This is a genomic window from Solibacillus kalamii (genome assembly GCF_002174535.1).
Classification (GTDB): Bacteria; Bacillota; Bacilli; order Bacillales_A; family Planococcaceae; genus Solibacillus; species Solibacillus silvestris.
Genome location: NZ_NHNT01000001.1, coordinates 400,815 through 420,643 on the forward strand (window position 1 = coordinate 400,815; position 19,829 = coordinate 420,643).

Below are 19,829 nucleotides of genomic sequence, written 5' to 3' on the forward strand. Positions count from 1 at the left end.
CAAAAAAGCCGGAATTACTTTTTCAAGTATCCGGCTTTCCCATTATTCTATACAATTTAAAACGATGCATCAATTATTAGATAAGTTTTTTTACAGAATCAACTTATCCATCTGTAAAATTAATTCCGCAATTTCAGGTTTCGAAATTTGCTCTTCCGCTCCTACCTGTTCACCTTTATGACGTAAATCTTCGGTAATTAGACTTGAGAAAATAATGACCGGAAGTTTTTTAAGATCAGGATGTGATTTAATTTTCTTAGTTAAGTGATGACCGTCCATTTGGGGCATTTCAATATCTGTAATCACGAGCTGTACATGGTTTTCGATCTGTTTATCTGCTTTAGCCAGCGCTTCCAGATAATCGTATGCATCACGGCCGTTTTCAAAAAACTCCGTATTTGCATAGCCTGCTTCATTCATCGTATCGAATAACAGTTTGCGCAATAATGGCGAATCTTCCGCAATAATTACTTTTTTTTCGGTACGTTCACGCTTGCCAAGCTTTTTAACATCGTCCACACTTATGCTGGATTCAGGATTAATGTCAACCATGATTCGTTCAAAGTCCAGTAGTAGAATCATTTCATCTTGAGACTTGATGACGCCAATCACCTGAGATGATCCGCCTTGATACATATCTGAAGGTTTTTCAATCTGATCCCAGGAAATACGGTGAATTTGTGTAACATTATCCACATGGAATACAACACGTTGCTTATTAAATTCTGCCACGATGTATTTTTGCTGTGGGTTTCGGTTTTCTGTAGGGATCCCTAATACTTTTAACATATCTACAACCGGCAATACTTCCCCACGTAATTGAATAATACCTTCAACATGGGGATGTACATGTGGAATAAATGTCACTGGTATTGGCTGAATAATCTCTTTTACTTTAATTACATTTATACCGAACTTATTATTCGCAACCTCAAATTCAACAATCTCAAGCTCATTTGTTCCACTTTCTAGTAAAATTCCTTTCTGATTTTCCACTACTTGTCTCTCCTTCCAAACTGCCACGCTTACAATAATCCCATTGTATCATAAGAACTATTTAACTACTATCTATTATTGTGCCCTTTGTACTTATTCATAACACTTGATTAATGCTTGTGTCCCATTGTCCCCATAGCCTTCTGCAAGTAACTGATCGTACATAGATTTCGCTAAAGTTAAGCCTGGTAATTGGAGATTCATACGCTCTGCTTCATCAAGCGCAATCTTTATATCTTTAATAATATGTTTAATGTAAAAGCCAGGCTCCAGATTCCCCTTCAACATACGTGGAGCAAGATTGGATAGCGACCAGGACCCTGCTGCCCCTGCTGTAATCGAACGAAGAACTTCCTCCATCGTCAACCCAGCTTTTAAACCATAAGCCATCGATTCGCAAACACCGATCATGCCGGATGCGATCGCAATCTGATTGCACATTTTCGTATGTTGCCCGCTGCCTGCAACACCTTGGTAAACAATATTTTGTCCAAACAGTTCGAAAATGGGATGCAGTTTTTCAAATACATCTTTATCGCCGCCAATCATAAGCGATAATGTACCATTTTTTGCACCAATATCTCCACCAGATACAGGTGCATCAAGACTATGCAAACCACGTTCCCTTGCTTCATGATAAAGCTTTTTCGCAAGCGTCGGTTCAGATGTCGTCATATCGATGACAATTGCACCTTCTTTCGCAGCAGAAAAAATACCTTTCTCACCAATGTAAACTTCTTCAACATCTTTTGGGTAGCCAACCATTGTAAAGATAATCTCCTGCTCTTTACTTGCTTCTGCTGGTGTTTCCGCCCATTTCGCGCCTGCAGAAATAAGATCTGCCGCTTTGCTTTTAGTTCTTGTATAAATTGTTACATCATGTCCGGCATTCAGCAAATGCATAACAATGCTTGCTCCCATTACACCTGTACCGATAAACCCTATTTTTTTTGATTCCATATGTATGCCCCTTTAGTATTTTCTTTTATTTTAACAAACTCAGGGAGAACTTCAATGTCAGTGTTTTTTAATAATTCTAAAAATAATACCCTCACTAGGATAGTTTCCAATATGCTTATCCCATAGGAGTGGCCTCTCCTTAAAGAACGATCTTCTAAAGATTTATTTTATTAGTTGGATTTAAGAAAATGAATGAATAAATTAAAATTTCCTGCATATATAAAAAAAGAGAGCAGTAGCGTTGGTCCGCTTCTACTCTAAAGGGGGAAATGAGAATGTTGCTGTGTTCAAAATTACTCTTCCCTTCTCATCACTGTTTTAAACATAAAATTTATAATTTTTTTCAATTTAATGTTTAAATAACAGATGTGCACTTCTCGATTGATTAAAAGCATTCATTAGATTGTCTACTTGGACGCTTAGCTGTATCGTTTTAGCACTTCGTAAACCATTTTCTAAACCTGATTGAATCATTTGTTTGCGCTTTTCTTCAATTTCCAATAGTAGTGCCTCATTCGAGATAGGTCTACCCAAACTGTTTCCTCCTTTTTTAGCCATTTACCATTATTATACCCATTTTGTAATTTTCTTACAAAAAATTCATCATTCAAAATTCGACAATAATTACGCTCTTGAATTTTCCGAAAATGTATACACTACATCCCCACCTTGTTTTGCCTCACCACGGAAGTTTTTAAATTGTTCATCCTTAATAAGGTGTTCACGAAACTGAAGAAATTCCTCTTTCTTTATAATCACAGATTGTAATTCGCCATTGCGCAATTGATCGAGAACGGTTTTATAGTCTGTCATATGTAACCCTCTTTCCATTTTTATATGTATAAATCCAATATATCAGACTATTAATTGAAAAGGAAAATTAAATATATTCCAAATATATCCTAGTAAATTAATAAAATTATTCAAACTAATTGAATTTTGTAGTATAATTTCAAGCAAACTGTTAATTAGTAGTCGATGAAGGGACTGACTGTGTATGAAAATTGCGGAAGTTGGAAATATAATCGAGTTTAAAGACGGCTTAAAAGGAGTCGTTGAAAAAGTGAATGAGAATTCCGTTATCGTTGATATAACGATTATGGATAATTTTCATGATTTAGAAATGGAAGAAAAAACAGTTGTTAATCACAAACGGTATAAAATATTAGCTAATAACGAATAATTTAATGCAAATTACCCTTTTTAACATTGAGATGATGATAAAAAGGGTAATTTTTGTTACGATACGTAAGGGGAGGTTGAAGCTATTGAAAAACAAAAAACAAATCATTACACTCCTTCTGGCATTAGTTTTTATTTTCAGCATGATGTTTTTTACATTTTATGAAAAGACGATATTCTGGTATTTATATGCCTTTACCTTACTAGTTGGAATTGCCATCAGCTTAGTGGCAGGTAAATTTGAAGACCGTATTCCGACATGGCAATATTTGATATACGGAATTGGGTACGGGACAATTACGTATGGAATTGTAAAACTCGGTTATATGATAATGCCTTATCTCGATAAAAACGCATCAAAGGATATATCGAAATTTTTAGATGTATATGGTCCACAGAATATTTTCCATTATTTAATGCTCATTTTTATCGTAGTTGTAGGAGAAGAAATGTTTTGGCGAGGCTATGTTCAGCAGCAGTTAAAACAATACACAACGCCTTTCTGGGCTGTCGTAATCACTTCTATGCTATTTTCACTGTCTCTAGCAATTAGCGGGTTCCTGCCAGGTGCACTTGCAGCTATTATCGCTGGTTTGCTTTGGGGAGCGTTATATGAATGGAAAAAAAGTTTACCGTTAATTATCGTTACCCATATTGTCTTTGTTTTACTATTATTTTTAGTTTTACCATTATTCTGATACAATTAAAGCAGAAACTTATCTTTCTAAATTTTCGTCTATACATGTTAAAGGGGGATCCATATGAAGAAAACAATTTATCAAGTCGGTGCCGTAGTTATTTTATCTGCATTTTTAGCAGCTTGTAATACGGATACGGACGAGCCTACAACAACAAACGCAGCAAAAGAAGAGCCTACTGAAACAGAAGAAGTGCAAAATGAGGAAGAACAAGAAACAAACGAAACGAGCGAGACAAGCGAGGCCGATGAATCTTCTTCAGCTCAGCAAGAGGAAACTACTGAGTCATCAGAAGAAACAAAAACTGAACAAGAAGATAAAAGTGATACTACTACATTGACATACATTTCAAATGGCCAGGCGTTTGAAGAAAAAGTAGTAACTTCAAAAAGTGATGAAATGAATTATACGATTCAACATTTAGAAAACTATACACTGACTTCAGAAGAACCAGGTGTCGACAGTTTATTAAATAATGCTGATGAAGCAACGTCAATGCAGATTGAAGTTGTAAAAAAAGAAGATGTAACTTTTGATCAGTTAAAAGAATCTGCAAAGGAAACAATTTCTGCCATTGCTCCTGAGAACACGAAAGATCTGGATTTAGCTTCAACTTTGTCAGAGCGTGAGGAAATTTTAAATATTGTTGGATATGAAGCTTTATTAGAAGATGAAAAGGTTGTAAAAGTTGTAATTGAGCGCGAAAACCTGTTTGTTACGTTAACAATTTACGATAATGTCCAAGCAGACTTAACAGATGCCTTTTTACAAATGGGCTTAACAATTCAATAATGAGCAAAAAGGACGCCCGTAAATTTTGGGCGTCCTTTTCTTGATTAATAGGATAAATCTTTAATAGATAATCCTAATTTTTTTAATAACTCTATTGCTGTCTGTTTTTCTTCGGCTGATAATGCTCCTAAAAGTTCATGAATTTTCTGTTCATGCTCTGGAAACAGCTTGTCCATAAATTCGGAACCAAGATCGGTAATTTCCGCATATGTGACACGACGATCGGTTGGGCACGAAACACGCGCTAAAAAATTCCGTTTTTCCAACTTATCAACTACGTAAGTAATTGATCCGCTTGCTAACAGAATTTTGTTCCCGATTTGCTGCAGTGGCTGGCGACCTTTATGATATAAAAGCTCTAAAACTGCGAATTCTGTGGGATTCAAACCATTTGTTTGTATAAATTGATTCGTAGCTTCACTTATCGCTTTATGTGCTCTTGATAAAACGATAAATAATTTCAACGATTGCTTTACTTCCTCTGAAGCCATAAAAACCATCCTCTATTTTAAATAATCAATTACGCTATGCGCAATTGCGTAGGATTTAAGGAGGCCCACAAGACGGGACAGACTTCTGTTGTCCATAATGGAACACTTTAAGCTAACTTCCTCTTTAAATCCTCTTTAGTAATCTGTGACATCTGCAAGAAGCTTGGCTCACACGAGATTAAATACTCATTCATTACTTCATGGAAGCGGTGCTCTTACACTGATTTGCTAAGATCTCAGCTAGTGTTTGCTAAATCTGCTTAATGAAGATGTACATATTATAGCGATGGATTGGAAGTTTTGTCAAAATCACTTCGAAATTGCCGCCATTCTTGCAACTCTCATTGAATAAGAAGGAGAAGAATTTAAATATTCAATTTCATTTCTTAAATCAAAATCAATTAAAAACTTAGATCCTTCACCTTGCTCACTTTCAATGTGGAGAGTCCCATTATGTTCTTTAATGACAGATTGTACAAGCAATAATCCCAGTCCAGATCCTGTTTCTTTCGTTGTATAAAAAGGGTTTAACGCATTTTCAATATCAACTGCATTCATCCCTTTTCCACTATCCTGAACTGAAAGCTGCAGCGTATTTTTGCCGCGGTAGAGTAAACGTACCACAATGTAATTATTCGTATCCATGGCTTCGATAGCATTTTTCAGCAAGTTAATGATCATTTGCATCAGGCGATTGTAGTCCCCATTAATTCTGTATTCTACTTGTTCGTCAAATTCAAACAAAATCATCGCATTTGTTTTCATTGCGAGAGGCTGCATACGCTGAATTGACTGGTCTACAACATCCTTCAAATCAAGCATGTTAAATACTTGTTTCTTTGGTTTTGAAATGTTCAGAAGGTCTCCAAGCAAATCATCCATACGTTTCAACTCAGATTCCAGAATTTTGAAGTAAGGATATTCCTGCTCATTTAAGCTGCTTTTAATCATCTGAATAAAGCCTTGGATCGATGTCATAGGATTGCGTATTTCATGGGCAATCGACGCAATATTTTGACCAATAAACGACAGAGATTGCTGATGCTCAATCCTTTTTAACAACATCATCTCTTCCGTCTGATCAATAATCGTTGTTACTAATATCCCTAAATTTTCATCTACTTTACTAATGAAGTTTAAATAGACCGGAGTGCCATCTCCGTTTTCTCTTTTAACAAAAATACTCGCCATTTCCCGATTTGAAATTTTTTTATAATATTGGATGATAACTTCTGAATCGTACTGGCAATCTTCAAAAAGATAATCATAGCTTCTATTTTCTATTTGAGCGGCTTTTCGATCAAGTAAATGTAATGCCATTGCATTGCCGGATAATATTTTCCCGTTCAACGTTGTTAATATTACCCCTTGTGCCATTCCATCAATTAAATTCTGAAACATAAGTGTTTTGCTTTTTTCTTCGAATGAAATAACATTGGATGGGTTAACTTGTATTCTAGTAAAGATCAGTTGTTTATGTTCAAGAAAATGCCCCCAAACCTGGACCGGTATTTTCTGATGATATTTATTAATTAATACAAATGTAGTAGTAGATGGTGATTTTTCATTAACGGAATGGATAAATCTCTCCCACTCACCACTAAGTTTGTCCGTACTTTCCCAAAAACATTTAGGTAAATGGGTTGACTGTAATATTTCCTCTGCTTTACTATTCATAAATTCAATCTTACCTTGGCGGTTTAATATAATAATTTGTTCATTGGATTGCTGAAAGAGATCTTCTAACATAAAATTCAATTGACCTTCCACTACAATTACAACCCCCCATTTTTAGATATTATAGAATTTTCAGAATTGTATACTTATGGTATATTATTTCACATTACTATTTGGAATAAAATGGGCAAATTCTCCCATATTGTTTGTATCTGTTTACACTGCTACAATATACTTTATGAAGAGGAGAATAAAATTATGAAAATTATATTAAGTACACTCAATGCAAAATATATTCATACTAATTTAGCGATCCGCTATTTAAAAGCAGCAGCACTACCTGAATTCGACTGTGAGCTAGCTGAATATACTATTAAAGACCCCGCTTTCAACATTGTATCAGACCTTTTCCAAAAGAAACCGGATGTTGTCGGATTCAGCTGTTATATTTGGAATATTAATGAGACGATTGCGGTAATTCGTATGCTAAAAACGGTATTGCCTAATGTCAAAATTGTATTAGGCGGTCCGGAAGTTTCCTATGATGTCCATGAATGGATTCGTAAACATGAAGAAATCGACTTCATTATTATGGGTGAAGGTGAAGTTTCATTTAAAGAAATGCTTCGCTACTTCAATGGTGAGACCCCACTCGAAAAGGTGCCGGGTATTTGCTATTTAGAAGAAGGAAAATTGAAAATTCATGCACAGCCACCGAAAATCGATTTGCGAGAAATTGCTACCCCTTTCCGATTTGAAGAAGATTTACCTCATCTAGGTAAACGGATTCAATATATTGAAACAAGCCGCGGCTGTCCTTTCAGCTGTCAATTCTGCTTATCTTCTATAGAAGTAGGAGTTCGTTATTTCAATCGAGAGAAGATTAAAGAAGATATTCGTTACTTAATGAATAACGGGGCAAAAACGATTAAATTCGTAGACCGTACCTTTAATATTAGCCGCAGCTATGCGATGGAAATGTTCCAATTTTTAATTGATGAACATCAGCCAGGTGTCGTATTCCAGTTTGAAATTACAGCGGACATTATGCGTCCTGAGGTCATCCAATTTTTAAATGACAACGCACCGAAAGGGCTGTTCCGTTTTGAAATCGGTGTCCAGTCAACTAATGACCTAACAAACGATCTTGTAAAGCGTCGTCAAAACTTCGAAAAACTAACTCGTACTGTCACAATGGTAAAAGAAGGCGGAAAAATTGACCAGCACCTGGATTTAATTGCCGGATTGCCTGAAGAGGATTATGCGTCTTTCCGCAAAACATTCAATGATGTATTTGCGATGCGTCCAGAAGAGCTGCAGCTTGGCTTCCTGAAACTGCTGCGCGGGACAGGCTTACGATTGGAAGCAGAAAAGTACGGCTACACATATGTTGATATTTCGCCATATGAAATTTTTTCAAATAATGTATTAACATTCGATGATATTGTTCGTATTAAACATGCGGAAGACGTACTGGAAAAGTATTGGAATGCTCATCGTATGGACAATACGATTGAATATTTAGTAACAAAAGTATTTGAAACGCCATTCGATTTCTTCCAAAGTTTCGGCACATACTGGGAAACAAAAGGCTGGTCACGTATTGGACATCAGCTTGAAGATTTATTCCGCCGTTTACTTGAGTTCCTTCAAACAGTCGAGCATGCTGACTTAGAAGTGATTACAAGCTTAATGAAGTACGATTTCCTGCAAGGTCAGCAGTTCCAGCCGCGTAAACTTTGGTGGGATGACCGTCTTTCTGATGAAGAGATGAAAGATGTCTATGCCCGTATTAAAGAAGGCCCTTCCCTTGTAGGTGAGGAATTTGAAGCAATGCAGATTACTGAACGCGAATTATTCAAGCATTCATTAATTATTCCGTTCCACATCGATTTAGAAAATTACGAAGTCGGTGCACCAGAAAAGAAAACAGGCTATTTATTCATATACTTCCGCAATGGACAACAGCCTTACTTCAACACATTCAATTAATTCAAAAACGCTGCAAACTCTTAATATGGAGTGTGCAGCGTTTTTTACAAACTGAAAAATTTATCGATTATTTGATTTAGAATCATCCGATTGTTTCTTTTGAGGTCCATTTTTATATTGCTCTTCCGTTAAATCATTGTCTTCACGAAGATCCAGATCATCCGGGTTTAATTCCGGTCCAACCTCTTCTTTCATATTTTGTCGGTCATTCCCTTTCTTCTTTTCCATAACGATCACCTCCATTCAATAAATTAACCAATTGGCTATAATCTTATTCTGCCGATTGCAGTCGGCCTACTCGTTTTATACCCCAAAAAAGAGGGCATAATTCAACTAATAGAAAGGAGTGCTATTTTTGAAATTTTTATTGGTTATTTCAACCATTGTTGTTCCGCTTATTATGGTCCTTCTAAGAAAGAAAATCAGCAAGTCAGCCGTTATTTTTAATATATTGGCTGTTATTTTTGTCATCATTTTCGGCAGTATTGCATCTACTTCAATTTATCAGATTATTATTGACGATGCTGTCTTTATGACAAAAATCCATGGTCTTTTTTTAAATGAACTCTTCTTAATTTCCGGCGCATATATCGGAGTATTTACTATTTACAGACTTATGATTCTCACATTGCATGAAAAATAGTTATGTTATAAATACATTAAAGAACGCCCATTCCCTATAAGGAATGGACGTTTTTACGCATTGCCCGATTTTCCTTTAATTACCATTATTACTCCGCAAGAATAAGCAATTTTAATATTTCTAACTCACTATTATTTAAAAAATACATATTATGCAATTAGAGCCATTCTTTTTTAGTAAGGAGGATATTATTAGTGAATGCCAATAAAAAAGAACAGTCCCCAGACTCTCAAGATATTCAAATTGCCAGGCTTGCTTTTATTGGTGCATCCATCGCTACATTAGGTGATGGTATAGCTGCGATTGCTGCTGGTCTAGCGTTGGAGGCATTAGAAAACTCAAGTAACCAAGGCACTCAAAGATCCGATTCATCCCCACAGTCAAAAGACATGCAAAAACAGCTTGACTATTTAATTAATGAATTGAAACAGATTAAAAAAATGATGAAATAAGTTTATTAGTTTTGATTAGAGACAAGTAGATACACTACGAATTTTTATGCCTAAAACTTCAAGCAAAGTTTTGTTCTTATTTTAATCGAATATATTGGCTAAAAAGGAGTGTATTTTTGCATAACTCTGGTCTGCTTTTCCTTAAAGCAATCAATGGTGAATTCACGGCAATCCATTTTTATGAGCACTTAGCTAAACTCGCACCAACTCAAGAAATTCAAAATAGAATTCTTGAAATTCGAAATGATGAAATGAGACACTTTCAAAGCTTTTCTAATTCCTACTTCTCCATTACCGGCCATTATCCAACGCCTCAAATTACAGAAGAAATGCCAAATAACTTTAAACAAGGTGTATTAGGTGCATTTAAAGATGAGCAAGAAGCTGTTGAATTTTACCATTTTGCTTCAAGACAAGCTGGAAATCCTATATAGCACATCAATTTCAATCCAATGCATCAGATGAACAAAATCACGCAGTCTGGTCTCCCCGATTCTTGTGCCAATCGCAGTAAAGGGTAAAATTCGTATCTAGCGAATCCATTAAAAATTCGTTGGTTAACATTTCCGAGAAGGTGTTTGACGCTGTATGAATTATTCACTCAACTTTTTAACCTAATATAAAATAAATTTATTACTATACTATGTATGGCAAAAAAGCCCATTACTTTTTAAAGGTAATGGGTTTTAATGTATTTATGTGATTTAGTTTGTGCAAAAAGGGACAATAAAAAGAATCATTTATACACTCATTCTATACTCGAGAATTTTGCCAGATCTTTCCTACTCCCTATGGTCACTAGTAAATCTTCTGGTTGGAGCAACTCTTCTGGAGAAGGAGAAACAATGATATCATCATTCCTAACAATCGCAATAATACTGACATTAAATTTAGCACGAATATCAAGTTCTTTTAGATTTTTACCGGCCATCCTTAAAGGAATTGTAATTTCCTCAATATTGTAATTTTTCGAGAGTTCTATATAGTTAAGCAACTTGGGTGAAAGGAGTTGATTGGCTACTCGTTCCCCCATATCTCTTTCCGGATAAATGACCCAATCAGCGCCGATCGCCTCTAATACCTGGCCATGCCTTTTGCCAAGTGCCTTAGCAATAATTTTTGGAATTCCTAAATTTTTTAAGAGTACCACCGTTAAAATGCTGGATTGAATATCGTTTCCTATCGCTACAATTACACAATCAAAGTCTGTGATACCTAATGAAGTAAGAGCCTTTTCTTCCGTCGAATCAGCAATCACCGCATCTGTAACGTAACCTTCAGCAGCTTCAACATTTTCTTCAACTAAATCGATACCTAATACTTCTTGCCCAGCTTCATGCAGTCTTCTAGCAACACTCGTTCCAAATCTCCCTAAACCTATCACAGCATATTGTTTTATTGCCATTTTGTATCCCTTTCTTTTGTTAATTAACCAATCATTATGTTCCCTTTTGTATAGTGATATGCTTCTTTTTTACGTCGTTTGGAAATAGCAAATCCAAGTGTTAACGGACCTAATCTCCCTACGAACATTGTTAAGATAATTAGAACGCGTCCAAATGGAGATAGCTCTGGTGTTAATCCCATAGAAAGTCCCACGGTACCAAATGCTGAAGTTGCTTCAAATAAATATAGAATAAAGTCATGACCTGGTTCTGTGATGCTTAGCAAAAAGGTGACGATTACAACGATCATGATGCCGCTCATCGCAACAGTAAGTGCCTTTAGAATACTTTGCATAACAATACGACGTTTAAATAAAACCACATCTTCTCTCCCTTTAAGCTGGGAAAAAGCTGTTGCCACTAAAACTGCAAAAGTAGATACCTTAATACCTCCAGCAGTCGAGCCTGAACCTCCCCCGATAAACATTAGGAAAATGGTTAAGAATAGTGTGGCATGAGTCAAATCTGCCATTGGTAATGTATTTGCTCCCGCCGTTCTTGGCGTTATACTATGGAACAAGGCACCTAGAGCTTTTCCTGTGGAAGATAACGGTCCTAATGTTTTATCATTATTATACTCAAACAGTAAAATTAAGATGGTTGCCCCAACGATAAGCATTAGAGTTGTAAACAATACAACTTTTGAATGTAATGAAATTTTATGTGTAACAGGGTATTCATATAATTCGTGTATGACAATGAAACCTAAGCCACCTATGATGATCAGAGAGCAAACAGTTAATACTACAAATGGATCGTCAACGTATTCAGTAAGACTTTTAAATCCCCCCATTAAATCAAATCCTGCATTATTAAAAATTGAAATTGAGTGGAAGAAACCAAAATAAATTGCATTGCCAATCGTCATATCAAATGAAAATCTGATCGCTAATATGATTGCTCCAATACCCTCTACTATCACAGTGAAAATTATTATTCTTTTAACTATTTTGACGATATCAAGAGTCGAAGCAGCATTAAAAGCTTCTTTTAATAAAATCCTTTCTTTTAAAGAGATTTTTTTTCCTAATAGAGTAAATAAAAAGGTTGCAAACGTCATAAATCCTAAACCGCCAATTTGAATAAGCGACAAGATCACTAATTCACCAAACAGTGAAAATGCCTCCTCTGTATCTACAACCACTAGACCTGTAACACAGGTAGCGGAAGTAGCTGTAAATAACGCATCTAGGAATGGAAGTCCTTTACCATCTGCTGTAGCTACCGGGAAAGTCAACAAAAATGCACCTACTAGGATTAAAATGGCAAATCCCATAACAAGTATTTTTGATGGATTAAGGCTCTCTTTGAAAATTTTCATTGCTCCCTCCTAACAATAAGTTAAAAGTTATTTACCCATGCATTTATACCAATTTTAGGTATATTTCCCACTCTACGAAGAAGCTCTTATTCTAAAATAATTAATAAAGTTTTATGAACGCAAAAAGACCGATTTAAACAAGCATTAACCTTGCGGTAAACGACAAAAGGAATACTTGAATAAGGCGGTCTATTATATGACCTCCTCCGCATTAGCCGACGAAGTTAGCTGACGGGTTAGGATGGCGAAAGAGTAAATATCATCCCTTCTGCAATGCAGAATTAACCCCAAAAGATTGGGTCCTCCGTTCTCAATGATTGAGATTTGGCTTTGTTAGTTTTCTTAATTACGAGCTTATTTTACTCCTGCGCATAACACTTGTAAACTGGTTAAAAAAATTTATTTATAAGTTTGTTTATAATAATATGACATGTCTTAACCATAATGACATGGAGAAAATTTTTTTCGATATGCAAAATACCAGAAAGAAAATCTACTCACCTATTAAGACAAATCCATGCTGTTCTTCAGTTAGACTTAGTGGTCGACATAAAAACAGTGAGTACTAGATTGGGTCATTAAAATATTTACATTACAGCAAATACATATTTGCATGTCAAAACGACTCAAGGATTAGATTTAATTCTTCTGAATTAATTTTCTCTGTATTATTAGGTTCATAAATATTAATAGTTTCTGTATTAGAAGATTCAAATTTTAAATTTTCTACTTCATCCTTTAAGATGGCATAGTACTCTTTTAATACCTCAGGGCTTGTATTTTCGATAATCTCTGAACGTAAGTGATAGATACGTGTCAGTGCGCCTCGATAGCCTTACTTCATATCCTTGTGAGATTAATTTCTTTTCTAAAGCTAGAGCTACTTTCAATACATTTTCTGCTTCTTTGGATTTTGCTCCAATCGCTCCAGGATCTTGACCGCCATGCCCAGGGTCAATATCTTTTTACTCATCCGTAAACAACTCATTTTCAGGTGTATGGTAGCATTTCTCACGCACCACCGGAAGAATAGCAATACGCACTATTCAACACCCTACTCAATTATTAGCATAACCTTATGCTAATTGCTGAATAAATAAAAAGAACGCTCATTTTGAGCGCCCGCAACTATATATAATAATCATCGTTATCATGCCAAATCCCCTGGCCATCGTAGAAAGCCAGAAGTTGATTTTTAGCTCTATTTAGAGCTTCTTGTTCTGTTTCAAAATTAGCCGCAGTAGTTATATACGCACCTGCATTATTTTTACCCTGATAAAAATGACTGGTTTTCATTTGATAGAAACCATTTTCATCGATGTAAACTTTAATTCCAATGCGTTGTTTCCCTACAAACATAGAATACTCATTCACTAATCGCTTTACTTCTGAAACATCTTTATCTGCTAGTAATTCGAAATCCCAATTCATACTATCATCTCCCACCTCTATTTTAAAATAGAATGGAAGGTAATTCCACGAAAAACAAAACAAACCTCTCAGTAATTTTAGGAGTTTCATATTCCTGTTTAATTTCTTCCCAGTAAATCATGCCACATCAACACCACCTCCAAAAGACAAAATAAAGGGATTCGTAATACCCACAAATGTAATTTTAGGGATCATATTCAATTCTTTACCACGCTACTACTTGCCTTTGGTAACGTTACCTCAATACCATACCCTGCTATTTTTGCACCATTATAGCCCCTTTTTGCCTCCGCTATCTCAATTTCACTAATCATCCAATGATAATCCTTAATCATTTGATCTAGCGTATGACGATTCACAATTTGCTTTGCCATAAGATTGCCCCCTTATGCTATAATTATTTTGGATGAATTATTTGGCATAAGTTGAAACCTACACTAGAACAAGAGTGTATAGTTTTACTACTTGAGCTGTGGCTTGAGTCTTTTTTTATGCGCACTTACAAAAAAAGAAGGAGATCTTTATCAATGGAAACGTTAATCGCTTTTATACCGATTTTAAGTTTATTTTTTTACATAGCTCCATGTGTATTTGTAATTTGGTTCTTACTTAGAATTCTTAAAATACAGCAAGAAAAATTACGAGTTCTTAGAAGTATAGATAACAAACTAAATAAGTAGAATTTTTAGATGGGGCCTCCCATCTTTTATACGTGCATAATTCTCAAGGTATTAATCAATCTTCGTCATCTAATTGTTTCATTTTATCTAGCATTTGATCTAAAAAGATAAGTTCCATTTGTTTAGCTAATTTTTCTGCCATTCCTAATGAATCAAGACTTTTTTCTATATCTGTAACCTGTTGTTTTATGTGTAATCTTAACTTTTCATATTTTTCTAATTCACTCATACTCTCTACTCCTTTAAACTGAAGTTTTACTACCAAGTATGGACAGATTATTTAGTAATAGTCCAACCTTTGCAGTTCTCATCTAGTTCAGAAAAGTTTGCTATTCCTCATGAAAAATGGGTCATTTCTATAAAGCCTTCCTCGGCAATAAAACGTTCAACCTCATCCTCTGTATAACCTAGATGCATAATTTTTTCACAGTTTTCAGTATTATTTATACACGTAACTGTATAAAGGTCTTCGCTATCTGTGTCATATTCGTGCACTGAAATGCTATTTAGAATTTCTTATCTAGATACTGGTTTCTGTAAACTAGCGTTAATCCATCCTCCAAAGTCATCCGGTTCCACGATTACCCAACCTAGTTTTTTCTAATGCTTCTTTAAACTCTCCAAAAATATGTGCCTAGACTATTTCAAATAATTATTTAATCTTAGCTAACAGGCTAATCTCCCAAGAATAAATCATAGTTACCTTAGATATTCGTCTATAGTCTTTTCCAACTTAAGCATAATCTAGGGACGTAAGACAAAATAAAATCGAAAGGAGATGTTTATTTATGGCGAATAACAATAATAATCGAACTCCGCAAAACAATGAAAATAATGTAGAAGTAAATCAGTTTCAAGATCAAGGGTTAATTATTCGTAATTCACATACTGTTGATGTAACACAAACGGAAGTACAAGGACTTGTGTTAGTTCAAGCTGCTCTACAAGCTGCTATCGAAGCGGCCATTGTAGTACTAGGCTCGAATGAAAATACTGATGTAAGAAATCTTCAAAGAATAGCTCAAAATTTAGAAGTTACCCAAGCAGAATCACAAAGAGTTGTTATTCTTGACTCGGATGCAATAACTGTAAGACAAACAGAAGTTCAAATTGATGTAGTAGTTCAGGCAGCCATCCAATTATTAGCTCAATTAGCTTTAAGAGTCGGTTAATAAGGAAAAGCCTCTTTTTACAATTACGATTATTTGTAAGAGCTATCCAATAAACTTTTTAAGGATAGCCCTTACCCTTTTTTACTCTCTGATTAAATGGTCTAATTCCTGTTTGTTCCTTTCTGCATCACCATTACTCCACATTTTTGTTTAATTACTTACTAGTCCGATCCACCAAATAAACAAGCCAATCTACATAAAACCGAAGCTTTTTCATGCAATCACCATTATTTTCACTTCTGCCCGTGGTTGCATATCATAAAATTTCCGCAACACCATCTCCACAATCTGTGCATCATCATGCCAAATGATTTTACTACAGCCGTCCTTTATTCCCTTTACTAAATTATCTAAGTCCGGCTTGGTTGTCGGTCGTAAATCACCTGATACAAAAAGTGCCTGTTTTGGCTTTGTATAGTACTTTTTCGGTGGAACAATATAAACATCCACTTCTAGCTTTAATGGAGCAACAATCGGCTCCTGTGGCTTATTCTTCCACGCTTTCTTCCACGCTTTCTTCCACGCTACGAGCTTAACTAACTCTTTGTATGAGCGAGAGACTTCGGGGCGTCGTGTGTTCTGACGCCCTTGCCCATTCTAGAAAATCTCGGTCGCTCCTGCGCTTGTACGAATCCTGGTACTGTAAATTGAATCGTTGCCCTGTCACTCCTAAGCGACCTGCTGCAATGGCTCTATCTCATTCACCATTCGCACACTCGGCACTAATTTGTTTTGCTGCTGAATTATTAATACCTGATGGTAGTTTCAAAGAAAACGAGACTATCTATGACATAGCTTCTATACATAATGTACCGATTGAATTAGTCGAGTTAAAATGTAAGAAGTTATTTTTACAATTACAAAAGAACTTATGTTCCTAAAAACCATTTTAGAGGTAATTACATGGCTTACTTCCGAAAACGTGGAGATGTATGGGAGTATCGAATAAAATACAATGATTTAGGCAAACAAAAGACTCTTTCTAAAAGTGGGTTTGCTACTAAATCAGCTGCACGAGCTGCCGCTGTCCTAGTGGAAGGAAAATTATTTAAAGGGGGTATCGATGAATTCAGAAAAGGAGACATACTATCTGAAGGTTGGTTGCAAAAATTTAAATTAATTTATGAATCGCAACGACGTGATTCCAGTAACGTATCTGCAGCCAATGGCCAAGCAAAATTATTAAACCGGTTTAAAGGATATAGTTTAAAGAAAATAAATCGGGCAGACTAAGAGGACATGATGAGTAACTTTTTACGGTATGCTGGAATACCTGAGAGTAAATCACCTCACTTATTACGACACACCCATGCTGTTCTTCAGTTAAAAGCAGGGGTCGACATAAAAACAGTGAGTACTAGATTGGGTCATAAAAATATTAACATTACGGCAAATACTTATTTGCATGTTACTGCGACTCATGAACAAAATTCACTAGAATAGTTTGTTAATTACCTCAAAAATTAGATCTTAGGGGTCTAAAAGGGGTCAAATAACTTTTCAACCCCTCGAAAACCCTTGTAAAGCCTTACTTTAAGCCACTTTTGAAAAACTACCCAATAATGATCCGTTCCTTCGGGTAATGGTACTTCTTCTTCTTGGCAGATCCTCCGATTGAATACAGGAAAGAAATGAGCCCTACACGCCCTACAAACATGAGCACCATAATGACCATTTTTCCGAATGCCGTTAAGTCGCCCGTTATGCCGAGCGACATCCCACACGTTCCGAAAGCTGATGTAATTTCAAATATGACTTCCATCATAGAGGCGCTGGATTCTGTGATAAACAGCACCATCGCAGCGCCGAGCACCATAATAATCGCAAAAATAAGAACCGCAAACGAACGGTATACATCGATTAAATGAATCTCCCGGTTAAAAATTTGAATTTCCGACTGCCCGCGGGAAAATGCAATTAAAAACAAAATAACTATCGCAAATGTCGTGGTACGAATCCCCCCCCCGACAGAGCTTGGTGATGCGCCAATAAACATAAGTGCACTCATAAAGAGCTGTGTCGCCTCGTTGAATGAAGTGACATCATAGGTTGTTAAACCGGCCGACCTCGTGGAAATCGATTGGAACATAGCCGAAAAAGCAGCCTCATGCCATCGCATCCCTTTAAATGACTGGAAAGATTCGATAATAAAAATTACGACCGAACCAAAAACAAATAAGGCAACATACGTAAACGTCGTAACCTTTGTAAATAAGCTAAAGCGAAATCCCGGATCCTTTTTCATTAAATAGGCCTTCACTTCAATTAATACGGGAAAACCGATCGCTCCGAGGAAGATTAAAATCATACAAACAAATTGAATGAAATAGTCGTGATGAAACGGCTGCAAACTCATTCCCGTAATATCAAAGCCACCATTTGTTGTCGCAGAAATAGACGCAAACAATCCATTGATCGCCGATTCTTCCCATGTCGCAAAATAACGCTTAAAGTGTACCGTTAATATAAGGGCACCTGTAAATTCAATGATAAACAGCAGCTTGGCTATTTGACGAATCAAGGCAACAACACCCGATAAATTATATTGATTATGGTCAATCATGATAAGCTGACGTTCACGCATGCCGATTTTCTTTCCAAACAGCAGCCATAAAAACGTACCGATGGACATAATCCCAATCGCACCAAATTGCAGAATAAGCAAAATCATGGCAAGTCCAAAGCTACTGTATGTTTCTGCAACAGTAACGGTCGTTAAACCCGTTACACTAACCGCACTGACCGCCGTAAATAGACTGTCTAAAAATGAAACATGTACACCTTCCAAATGGACTCCCGGAAGTCGCAGCAATAAAAACGAAATTAAAATGGCTACAGAATAATAAGTGATTAAAATTTGGAAAGGCGTAATTTTACGCTTTTCGAATTTTTTAAAAGGCATAGATGGGCCTCCGATAATTAATTACATTTTTACTAGTATAATGAATATCATGGAAAATGAAAAGAAGATACTTCTAATAGTTGAAGTATCTCCTAAAACATATATTATTCTGCTTTTGCTTTTTTGTTTTTGTATACACTTACTAAATAGCCGCCTACTGCAAGTCCAAGCAGTACTACCCAGAAGATGGCTTTCCATGTTGTCGAATGCGGGAAATGCGGGTCGATAATGGCCAAGTTCTCATGACCTAACGCCAATACCGCCAATTTGACACCTACCCAGCCTACAATTAAAAAGGCTGCAGTTTCCAATGTTGGATAGTCGTTTAACAGCTTAACAAACATTTGGGCCGCAAAACGCATAATGACAAGCCCTATAAAACCACCAAGGAACATAACAGCAAATGGACCGGCATTAATTCCGCCGATATGGTAATCACTAATGTGCGGTAATGTCATAGCAATAGCTACGGCTGCAAGCATTGAGTCGATTGCAAACGCAATATCCGCAAGCTCTACTTTTAATACCGTCATCCAGAAACCAGAACCTTTGCTCTCTTTCAATTCCAAATCTTCATCCTGCTTTTTAAAGTGATTATCGTATAGATGTTTTATGGATATGAATAATAGATAGGCCGCACCAAGCGCCTGAATTTCCCAGTATTTCGCTAAGAATGTAATTAGGAACAGCGCGATGAAACGGAATACGAATGCACCGAATAATCCGTAAAATAATGCCTTTTTCTGTTGTTCTTTCGGTAAGTGTTTAACCATTACTGCCATTACAACTGCATTATCTGCAGCTAACAGCCCTTCAAGGAAAACTAATACAAGTAAGACCCATGCATATTCTAATAAAATTGCTTCCATGAAATTTCTCCTCCTTATTATTTACTTGTACCCAATAAATTAGGCGTTAATAATGTGAATTTGAAAAAATACCCTTTTTGGCCAAAAAAGAAAAGACCTCTGCCTATGTAAATAGGCAAAGGTCTT

At 36.0% G+C, this 19,829-nt stretch carries 25 protein-coding genes, 1 pseudogene and 1 riboswitch; of the genes and pseudogenes, 10 read left to right on the plus strand and 16 right to left on the minus strand.

Annotated elements, in window-relative coordinates:
- Positions 1-90 precede the first annotated feature (90 nt).
- The 4 genes from CBM15_RS01955 to CBM15_RS01970 form a co-directional block, all read right to left on the minus strand.
- Positions 91-996, minus strand: a complete 906-nt coding sequence (locus CBM15_RS01955; RefSeq protein ID WP_087615527.1) for a chemotaxis protein — start codon at positions 994-996, stop codon at positions 91-93.
- Between the two features lie 93 nt (positions 997-1,089).
- Positions 1,090-1,956 (minus strand): NAD(P)-dependent oxidoreductase, encoded by an 867-nt coding sequence (locus tag CBM15_RS01960; protein WP_087615528.1) that lies wholly within the window; start codon positions 1,954-1,956, stop codon positions 1,090-1,092.
- Positions 1,957-2,304: 348 nt separating this feature from the next.
- Complete coding sequence (locus tag CBM15_RS01965; protein WP_008403505.1) at positions 2,305-2,490, minus strand: aspartyl-phosphate phosphatase Spo0E family protein; 186 nt, start codon at positions 2,488-2,490, stop codon at positions 2,305-2,307.
- A 90-nt stretch (positions 2,491-2,580) separates the two neighbouring features.
- Positions 2,581-2,769, minus strand: a complete 189-nt coding sequence (locus tag CBM15_RS01970; protein ID WP_008403507.1) for a hypothetical protein — start codon at positions 2,767-2,769, stop codon at positions 2,581-2,583.
- Between the two features lie 184 nt (positions 2,770-2,953).
- Here CBM15_RS01970 and CBM15_RS01975 point away from each other — a divergent pair, with 184 nt between their 5' ends.
- The 3 genes from CBM15_RS01975 (at position 2,954) to CBM15_RS01985 (ending at position 4,628) form a co-directional block, all read left to right on the plus strand.
- Positions 2,954-3,139: a YkvS family protein gene (locus CBM15_RS01975; protein ID WP_008403508.1), complete on the plus strand. Its 186-nt coding sequence runs from the start codon at positions 2,954-2,956 to the stop codon at positions 3,137-3,139.
- Between the two features lie 85 nt (positions 3,140-3,224).
- Positions 3,225-3,836, plus strand: coding sequence for a CPBP family intramembrane glutamic endopeptidase (locus tag CBM15_RS01980; RefSeq protein ID WP_008403510.1), 612 nt, complete (start codon positions 3,225-3,227; stop codon positions 3,834-3,836).
- A gap of 63 nt (positions 3,837-3,899) precedes the next feature.
- Positions 3,900-4,628, plus strand: a complete 729-nt coding sequence (locus CBM15_RS01985; protein WP_087615529.1) for a chemotaxis protein — start codon at positions 3,900-3,902, stop codon at positions 4,626-4,628.
- A gap of 44 nt (positions 4,629-4,672) precedes the next feature.
- On the opposite strand, the gene CBM15_RS01990 is transcribed toward CBM15_RS01985, so the two are convergent.
- A complete protein-coding gene (locus tag CBM15_RS01990; RefSeq protein WP_014824582.1) occupies positions 4,673-5,119 on the minus strand; it encodes a MarR family winged helix-turn-helix transcriptional regulator in 447 nt (148 codons plus the stop codon).
- Between the two features lie 309 nt (positions 5,120-5,428).
- Positions 5,429-6,889, minus strand: a complete 1,461-nt coding sequence (locus CBM15_RS01995; protein ID WP_087615530.1) for an ATP-binding protein — start codon at positions 6,887-6,889, stop codon at positions 5,429-5,431.
- A gap of 165 nt (positions 6,890-7,054) precedes the next feature.
- On the opposite strand from CBM15_RS01995, the gene CBM15_RS02000 reads away from it, so the two are divergent.
- Positions 7,055-8,788, plus strand: a complete 1,734-nt coding sequence (locus tag CBM15_RS02000; protein ID WP_087615531.1) for a B12-binding domain-containing radical SAM protein — start codon at positions 7,055-7,057, stop codon at positions 8,786-8,788.
- 60 nt (positions 8,789-8,848) lie between these two features.
- Here CBM15_RS02000 and CBM15_RS19310 read toward each other — a convergent pair whose 3' ends face one another.
- The gene (locus tag CBM15_RS19310; RefSeq protein ID WP_193433742.1) at positions 8,849-9,016 is read right to left on the minus strand and encodes a hypothetical protein; all 168 of its coding nucleotides are present in this window, start codon (positions 9,014-9,016) and stop codon (positions 8,849-8,851) included.
- A gap of 118 nt (positions 9,017-9,134) precedes the next feature.
- Between CBM15_RS19310 and CBM15_RS02005 the strand changes: the two genes are divergently transcribed.
- From CBM15_RS02005 to CBM15_RS02015, 3 genes are all read left to right on the plus strand, one after another.
- Positions 9,135-9,431: a transposase gene (locus tag CBM15_RS02005; RefSeq protein ID WP_239835806.1), complete on the plus strand. Its 297-nt coding sequence runs from the start codon at positions 9,135-9,137 to the stop codon at positions 9,429-9,431.
- A gap of 194 nt (positions 9,432-9,625) precedes the next feature.
- Entirely contained in the window at positions 9,626-9,883 is a 258-nt protein-coding gene (locus CBM15_RS02010) for a translation initiation factor 2 (RefSeq protein ID WP_087615533.1), read from the plus strand.
- 116 nt (positions 9,884-9,999) lie between these two features.
- Positions 10,000-10,317 carry a ferritin-like domain-containing protein gene (locus CBM15_RS02015; RefSeq protein ID WP_239534741.1) on the plus strand — a complete coding sequence of 106 codons (318 nt, stop codon included), beginning with the start codon at positions 10,000-10,002 and terminating at the stop codon, positions 10,315-10,317.
- Positions 10,318-10,631: 314 nt separating this feature from the next.
- Here the strand turns inward: CBM15_RS02015 and CBM15_RS02020 are convergent, their stop codons facing one another.
- The 6 genes from CBM15_RS02020 to CBM15_RS19220 all read right to left on the minus strand — a co-directional run bounded on the left by CBM15_RS02020 (position 10,632) and on the right by CBM15_RS19220 (position 14,989).
- Positions 10,632-11,288: a potassium channel family protein gene (locus CBM15_RS02020; RefSeq protein ID WP_087615534.1), complete on the minus strand. Its 657-nt coding sequence runs from the start codon at positions 11,286-11,288 to the stop codon at positions 10,632-10,634.
- Positions 11,289-11,311: 23 nt separating this feature from the next.
- Complete coding sequence (locus CBM15_RS02025; RefSeq protein WP_087615535.1) at positions 11,312-12,649, minus strand: TrkH family potassium uptake protein; 1,338 nt, start codon at positions 12,647-12,649, stop codon at positions 11,312-11,314.
- Between the two features lie 199 nt (positions 12,650-12,848).
- Positions 12,849-12,989, minus strand: a riboswitch (cyclic di-AMP (ydaO/yuaA leader).
- 427 nt (positions 12,990-13,416) lie between these two features.
- On the minus strand, positions 13,417-13,608 hold the full coding sequence (locus CBM15_RS19660; protein WP_087615536.1) for an N-acetylmuramoyl-L-alanine amidase family protein: 192 nt from the start codon (positions 13,606-13,608) through the stop codon (positions 13,417-13,419).
- Between the two features lie 169 nt (positions 13,609-13,777).
- Positions 13,778-14,080, minus strand: a complete 303-nt coding sequence (locus CBM15_RS02035; RefSeq protein WP_087615537.1) for a hypothetical protein — start codon at positions 14,078-14,080, stop codon at positions 13,778-13,780.
- Positions 14,081-14,277: 197 nt separating this feature from the next.
- Entirely contained in the window at positions 14,278-14,454 is a 177-nt protein-coding gene (locus tag CBM15_RS19215; RefSeq protein WP_158100184.1) for a hypothetical protein, read from the minus strand.
- A 361-nt stretch (positions 14,455-14,815) separates the two neighbouring features.
- Complete coding sequence (locus CBM15_RS19220) at positions 14,816-14,989, minus strand: hypothetical protein (protein ID WP_158100185.1); 174 nt, start codon at positions 14,987-14,989, stop codon at positions 14,816-14,818.
- A gap of 559 nt (positions 14,990-15,548) precedes the next feature.
- Between CBM15_RS19220 and CBM15_RS02040 the strand changes: the two genes are divergently transcribed.
- On the plus strand, positions 15,549-15,932 hold the full coding sequence (locus CBM15_RS02040) for a spore coat protein (protein ID WP_087615538.1): 384 nt from the start codon (positions 15,549-15,551) through the stop codon (positions 15,930-15,932).
- A 213-nt stretch (positions 15,933-16,145) separates the two neighbouring features.
- Here CBM15_RS02040 and CBM15_RS02045 read toward each other — a convergent pair.
- Positions 16,146-16,415: pseudogene (locus CBM15_RS02045) on the minus strand (RusA family crossover junction endodeoxyribonuclease); the annotation flags it as partial.
- A 420-nt stretch (positions 16,416-16,835) separates the two neighbouring features.
- Here CBM15_RS02045 and CBM15_RS02050 point away from each other — a divergent pair.
- Together CBM15_RS02050 and CBM15_RS19665 are read left to right on the plus strand one after the other, a co-directional pair.
- Complete coding sequence (locus tag CBM15_RS02050) at positions 16,836-17,165, plus strand: Arm DNA-binding domain-containing protein (protein WP_087615539.1); 330 nt, start codon at positions 16,836-16,838, stop codon at positions 17,163-17,165.
- Positions 17,166-17,174: 9 nt separating this feature from the next.
- The gene (locus CBM15_RS19665; RefSeq protein WP_158100186.1) at positions 17,175-17,375 is read left to right on the plus strand and encodes a tyrosine-type recombinase/integrase; all 201 of its coding nucleotides are present in this window, start codon (positions 17,175-17,177) and stop codon (positions 17,373-17,375) included.
- Positions 17,376-17,484: 109 nt separating this feature from the next.
- On the opposite strand, the gene CBM15_RS02060 is transcribed toward CBM15_RS19665, so the two are convergent.
- Positions 17,485-18,834 carry a TrkH family potassium uptake protein gene (locus CBM15_RS02060; RefSeq protein WP_087615541.1) on the minus strand — a complete coding sequence of 450 codons (1,350 nt, stop codon included), beginning with the start codon at positions 18,832-18,834 and terminating at the stop codon, positions 17,485-17,487.
- Between the two features lie 104 nt (positions 18,835-18,938).
- Positions 18,939-19,703 carry a TerC family protein gene (locus CBM15_RS02065; RefSeq protein WP_014824588.1) on the minus strand — a complete coding sequence of 255 codons (765 nt, stop codon included), beginning with the start codon at positions 19,701-19,703 and terminating at the stop codon, positions 18,939-18,941.
- Positions 19,704-19,829: the final 126 nt, after the last annotated feature.

What these genes read in the sequence shown, in the direction of transcription:
- CBM15_RS19220 (WP_158100185.1), bottom strand. Translation starts at nt 14,989, where the DNA reads ATGAGTGAATTAGAAAAATATGAAAAGTTAAGATTACACATAAAACAA.
- CBM15_RS02000 (WP_087615531.1), top strand. Translation starts at nt 7,055, where the DNA reads ATGAAAATTATATTAAGTACACTCAATGCAAAATATATTCATACTAAT.
- CBM15_RS01975 (WP_008403508.1), top strand. Translation starts at nt 2,954, where the DNA reads ATGAAAATTGCGGAAGTTGGAAATATAATCGAGTTTAAAGACGGCTTA.
- CBM15_RS02020 (WP_087615534.1), bottom strand. Translation starts at nt 11,288, where the DNA reads ATGGCAATAAAACAATATGCTGTGATAGGTTTAGGGAGATTTGGAACG.
- CBM15_RS02050 (WP_087615539.1), top strand. Translation starts at nt 16,836, where the DNA reads ATGGCTTACTTCCGAAAACGTGGAGATGTATGGGAGTATCGAATAAAA.
- CBM15_RS01960 (WP_087615528.1), bottom strand. Translation starts at nt 1,956, where the DNA reads ATGGAATCAAAAAAAATAGGGTTTATCGGTACAGGTGTAATGGGAGCA.
- CBM15_RS02025 (WP_087615535.1), bottom strand. Translation starts at nt 12,649, where the DNA reads ATGAAAATTTTCAAAGAGAGCCTTAATCCATCAAAAATACTTGTTATG.
- CBM15_RS19215 (WP_158100184.1), bottom strand. Translation starts at nt 14,454, where the DNA reads ATGGCAAAGCAAATTGTGAATCGTCATACGCTAGATCAAATGATTAAG.
- CBM15_RS02040 (WP_087615538.1), top strand. Translation starts at nt 15,549, where the DNA reads ATGGCGAATAACAATAATAATCGAACTCCGCAAAACAATGAAAATAAT.
- CBM15_RS01985 (WP_087615529.1), top strand. Translation starts at nt 3,900, where the DNA reads ATGAAGAAAACAATTTATCAAGTCGGTGCCGTAGTTATTTTATCTGCA.
- CBM15_RS19310 (WP_193433742.1), bottom strand. Translation starts at nt 9,016, where the DNA reads ATGGAAAAGAAGAAAGGGAATGACCGACAAAATATGAAAGAAGAGGTT.
- CBM15_RS02035 (WP_087615537.1), bottom strand. Translation starts at nt 14,080, where the DNA reads ATGAATTGGGATTTCGAATTACTAGCAGATAAAGATGTTTCAGAAGTA.
- CBM15_RS19665 (WP_158100186.1), top strand. Translation starts at nt 17,175, where the DNA reads ATGAGTAACTTTTTACGGTATGCTGGAATACCTGAGAGTAAATCACCT.
- CBM15_RS01970 (WP_008403507.1), bottom strand. Translation starts at nt 2,769, where the DNA reads ATGACAGACTATAAAACCGTTCTCGATCAATTGCGCAATGGCGAATTA.
- CBM15_RS02060 (WP_087615541.1), bottom strand. Translation starts at nt 18,834, where the DNA reads ATGCCTTTTAAAAAATTCGAAAAGCGTAAAATTACGCCTTTCCAAATT.
- CBM15_RS01990 (WP_014824582.1), bottom strand. Translation starts at nt 5,119, where the DNA reads ATGGCTTCAGAGGAAGTAAAGCAATCGTTGAAATTATTTATCGTTTTA.
- CBM15_RS02065 (WP_014824588.1), bottom strand. Translation starts at nt 19,703, where the DNA reads ATGGAAGCAATTTTATTAGAATATGCATGGGTCTTACTTGTATTAGTT.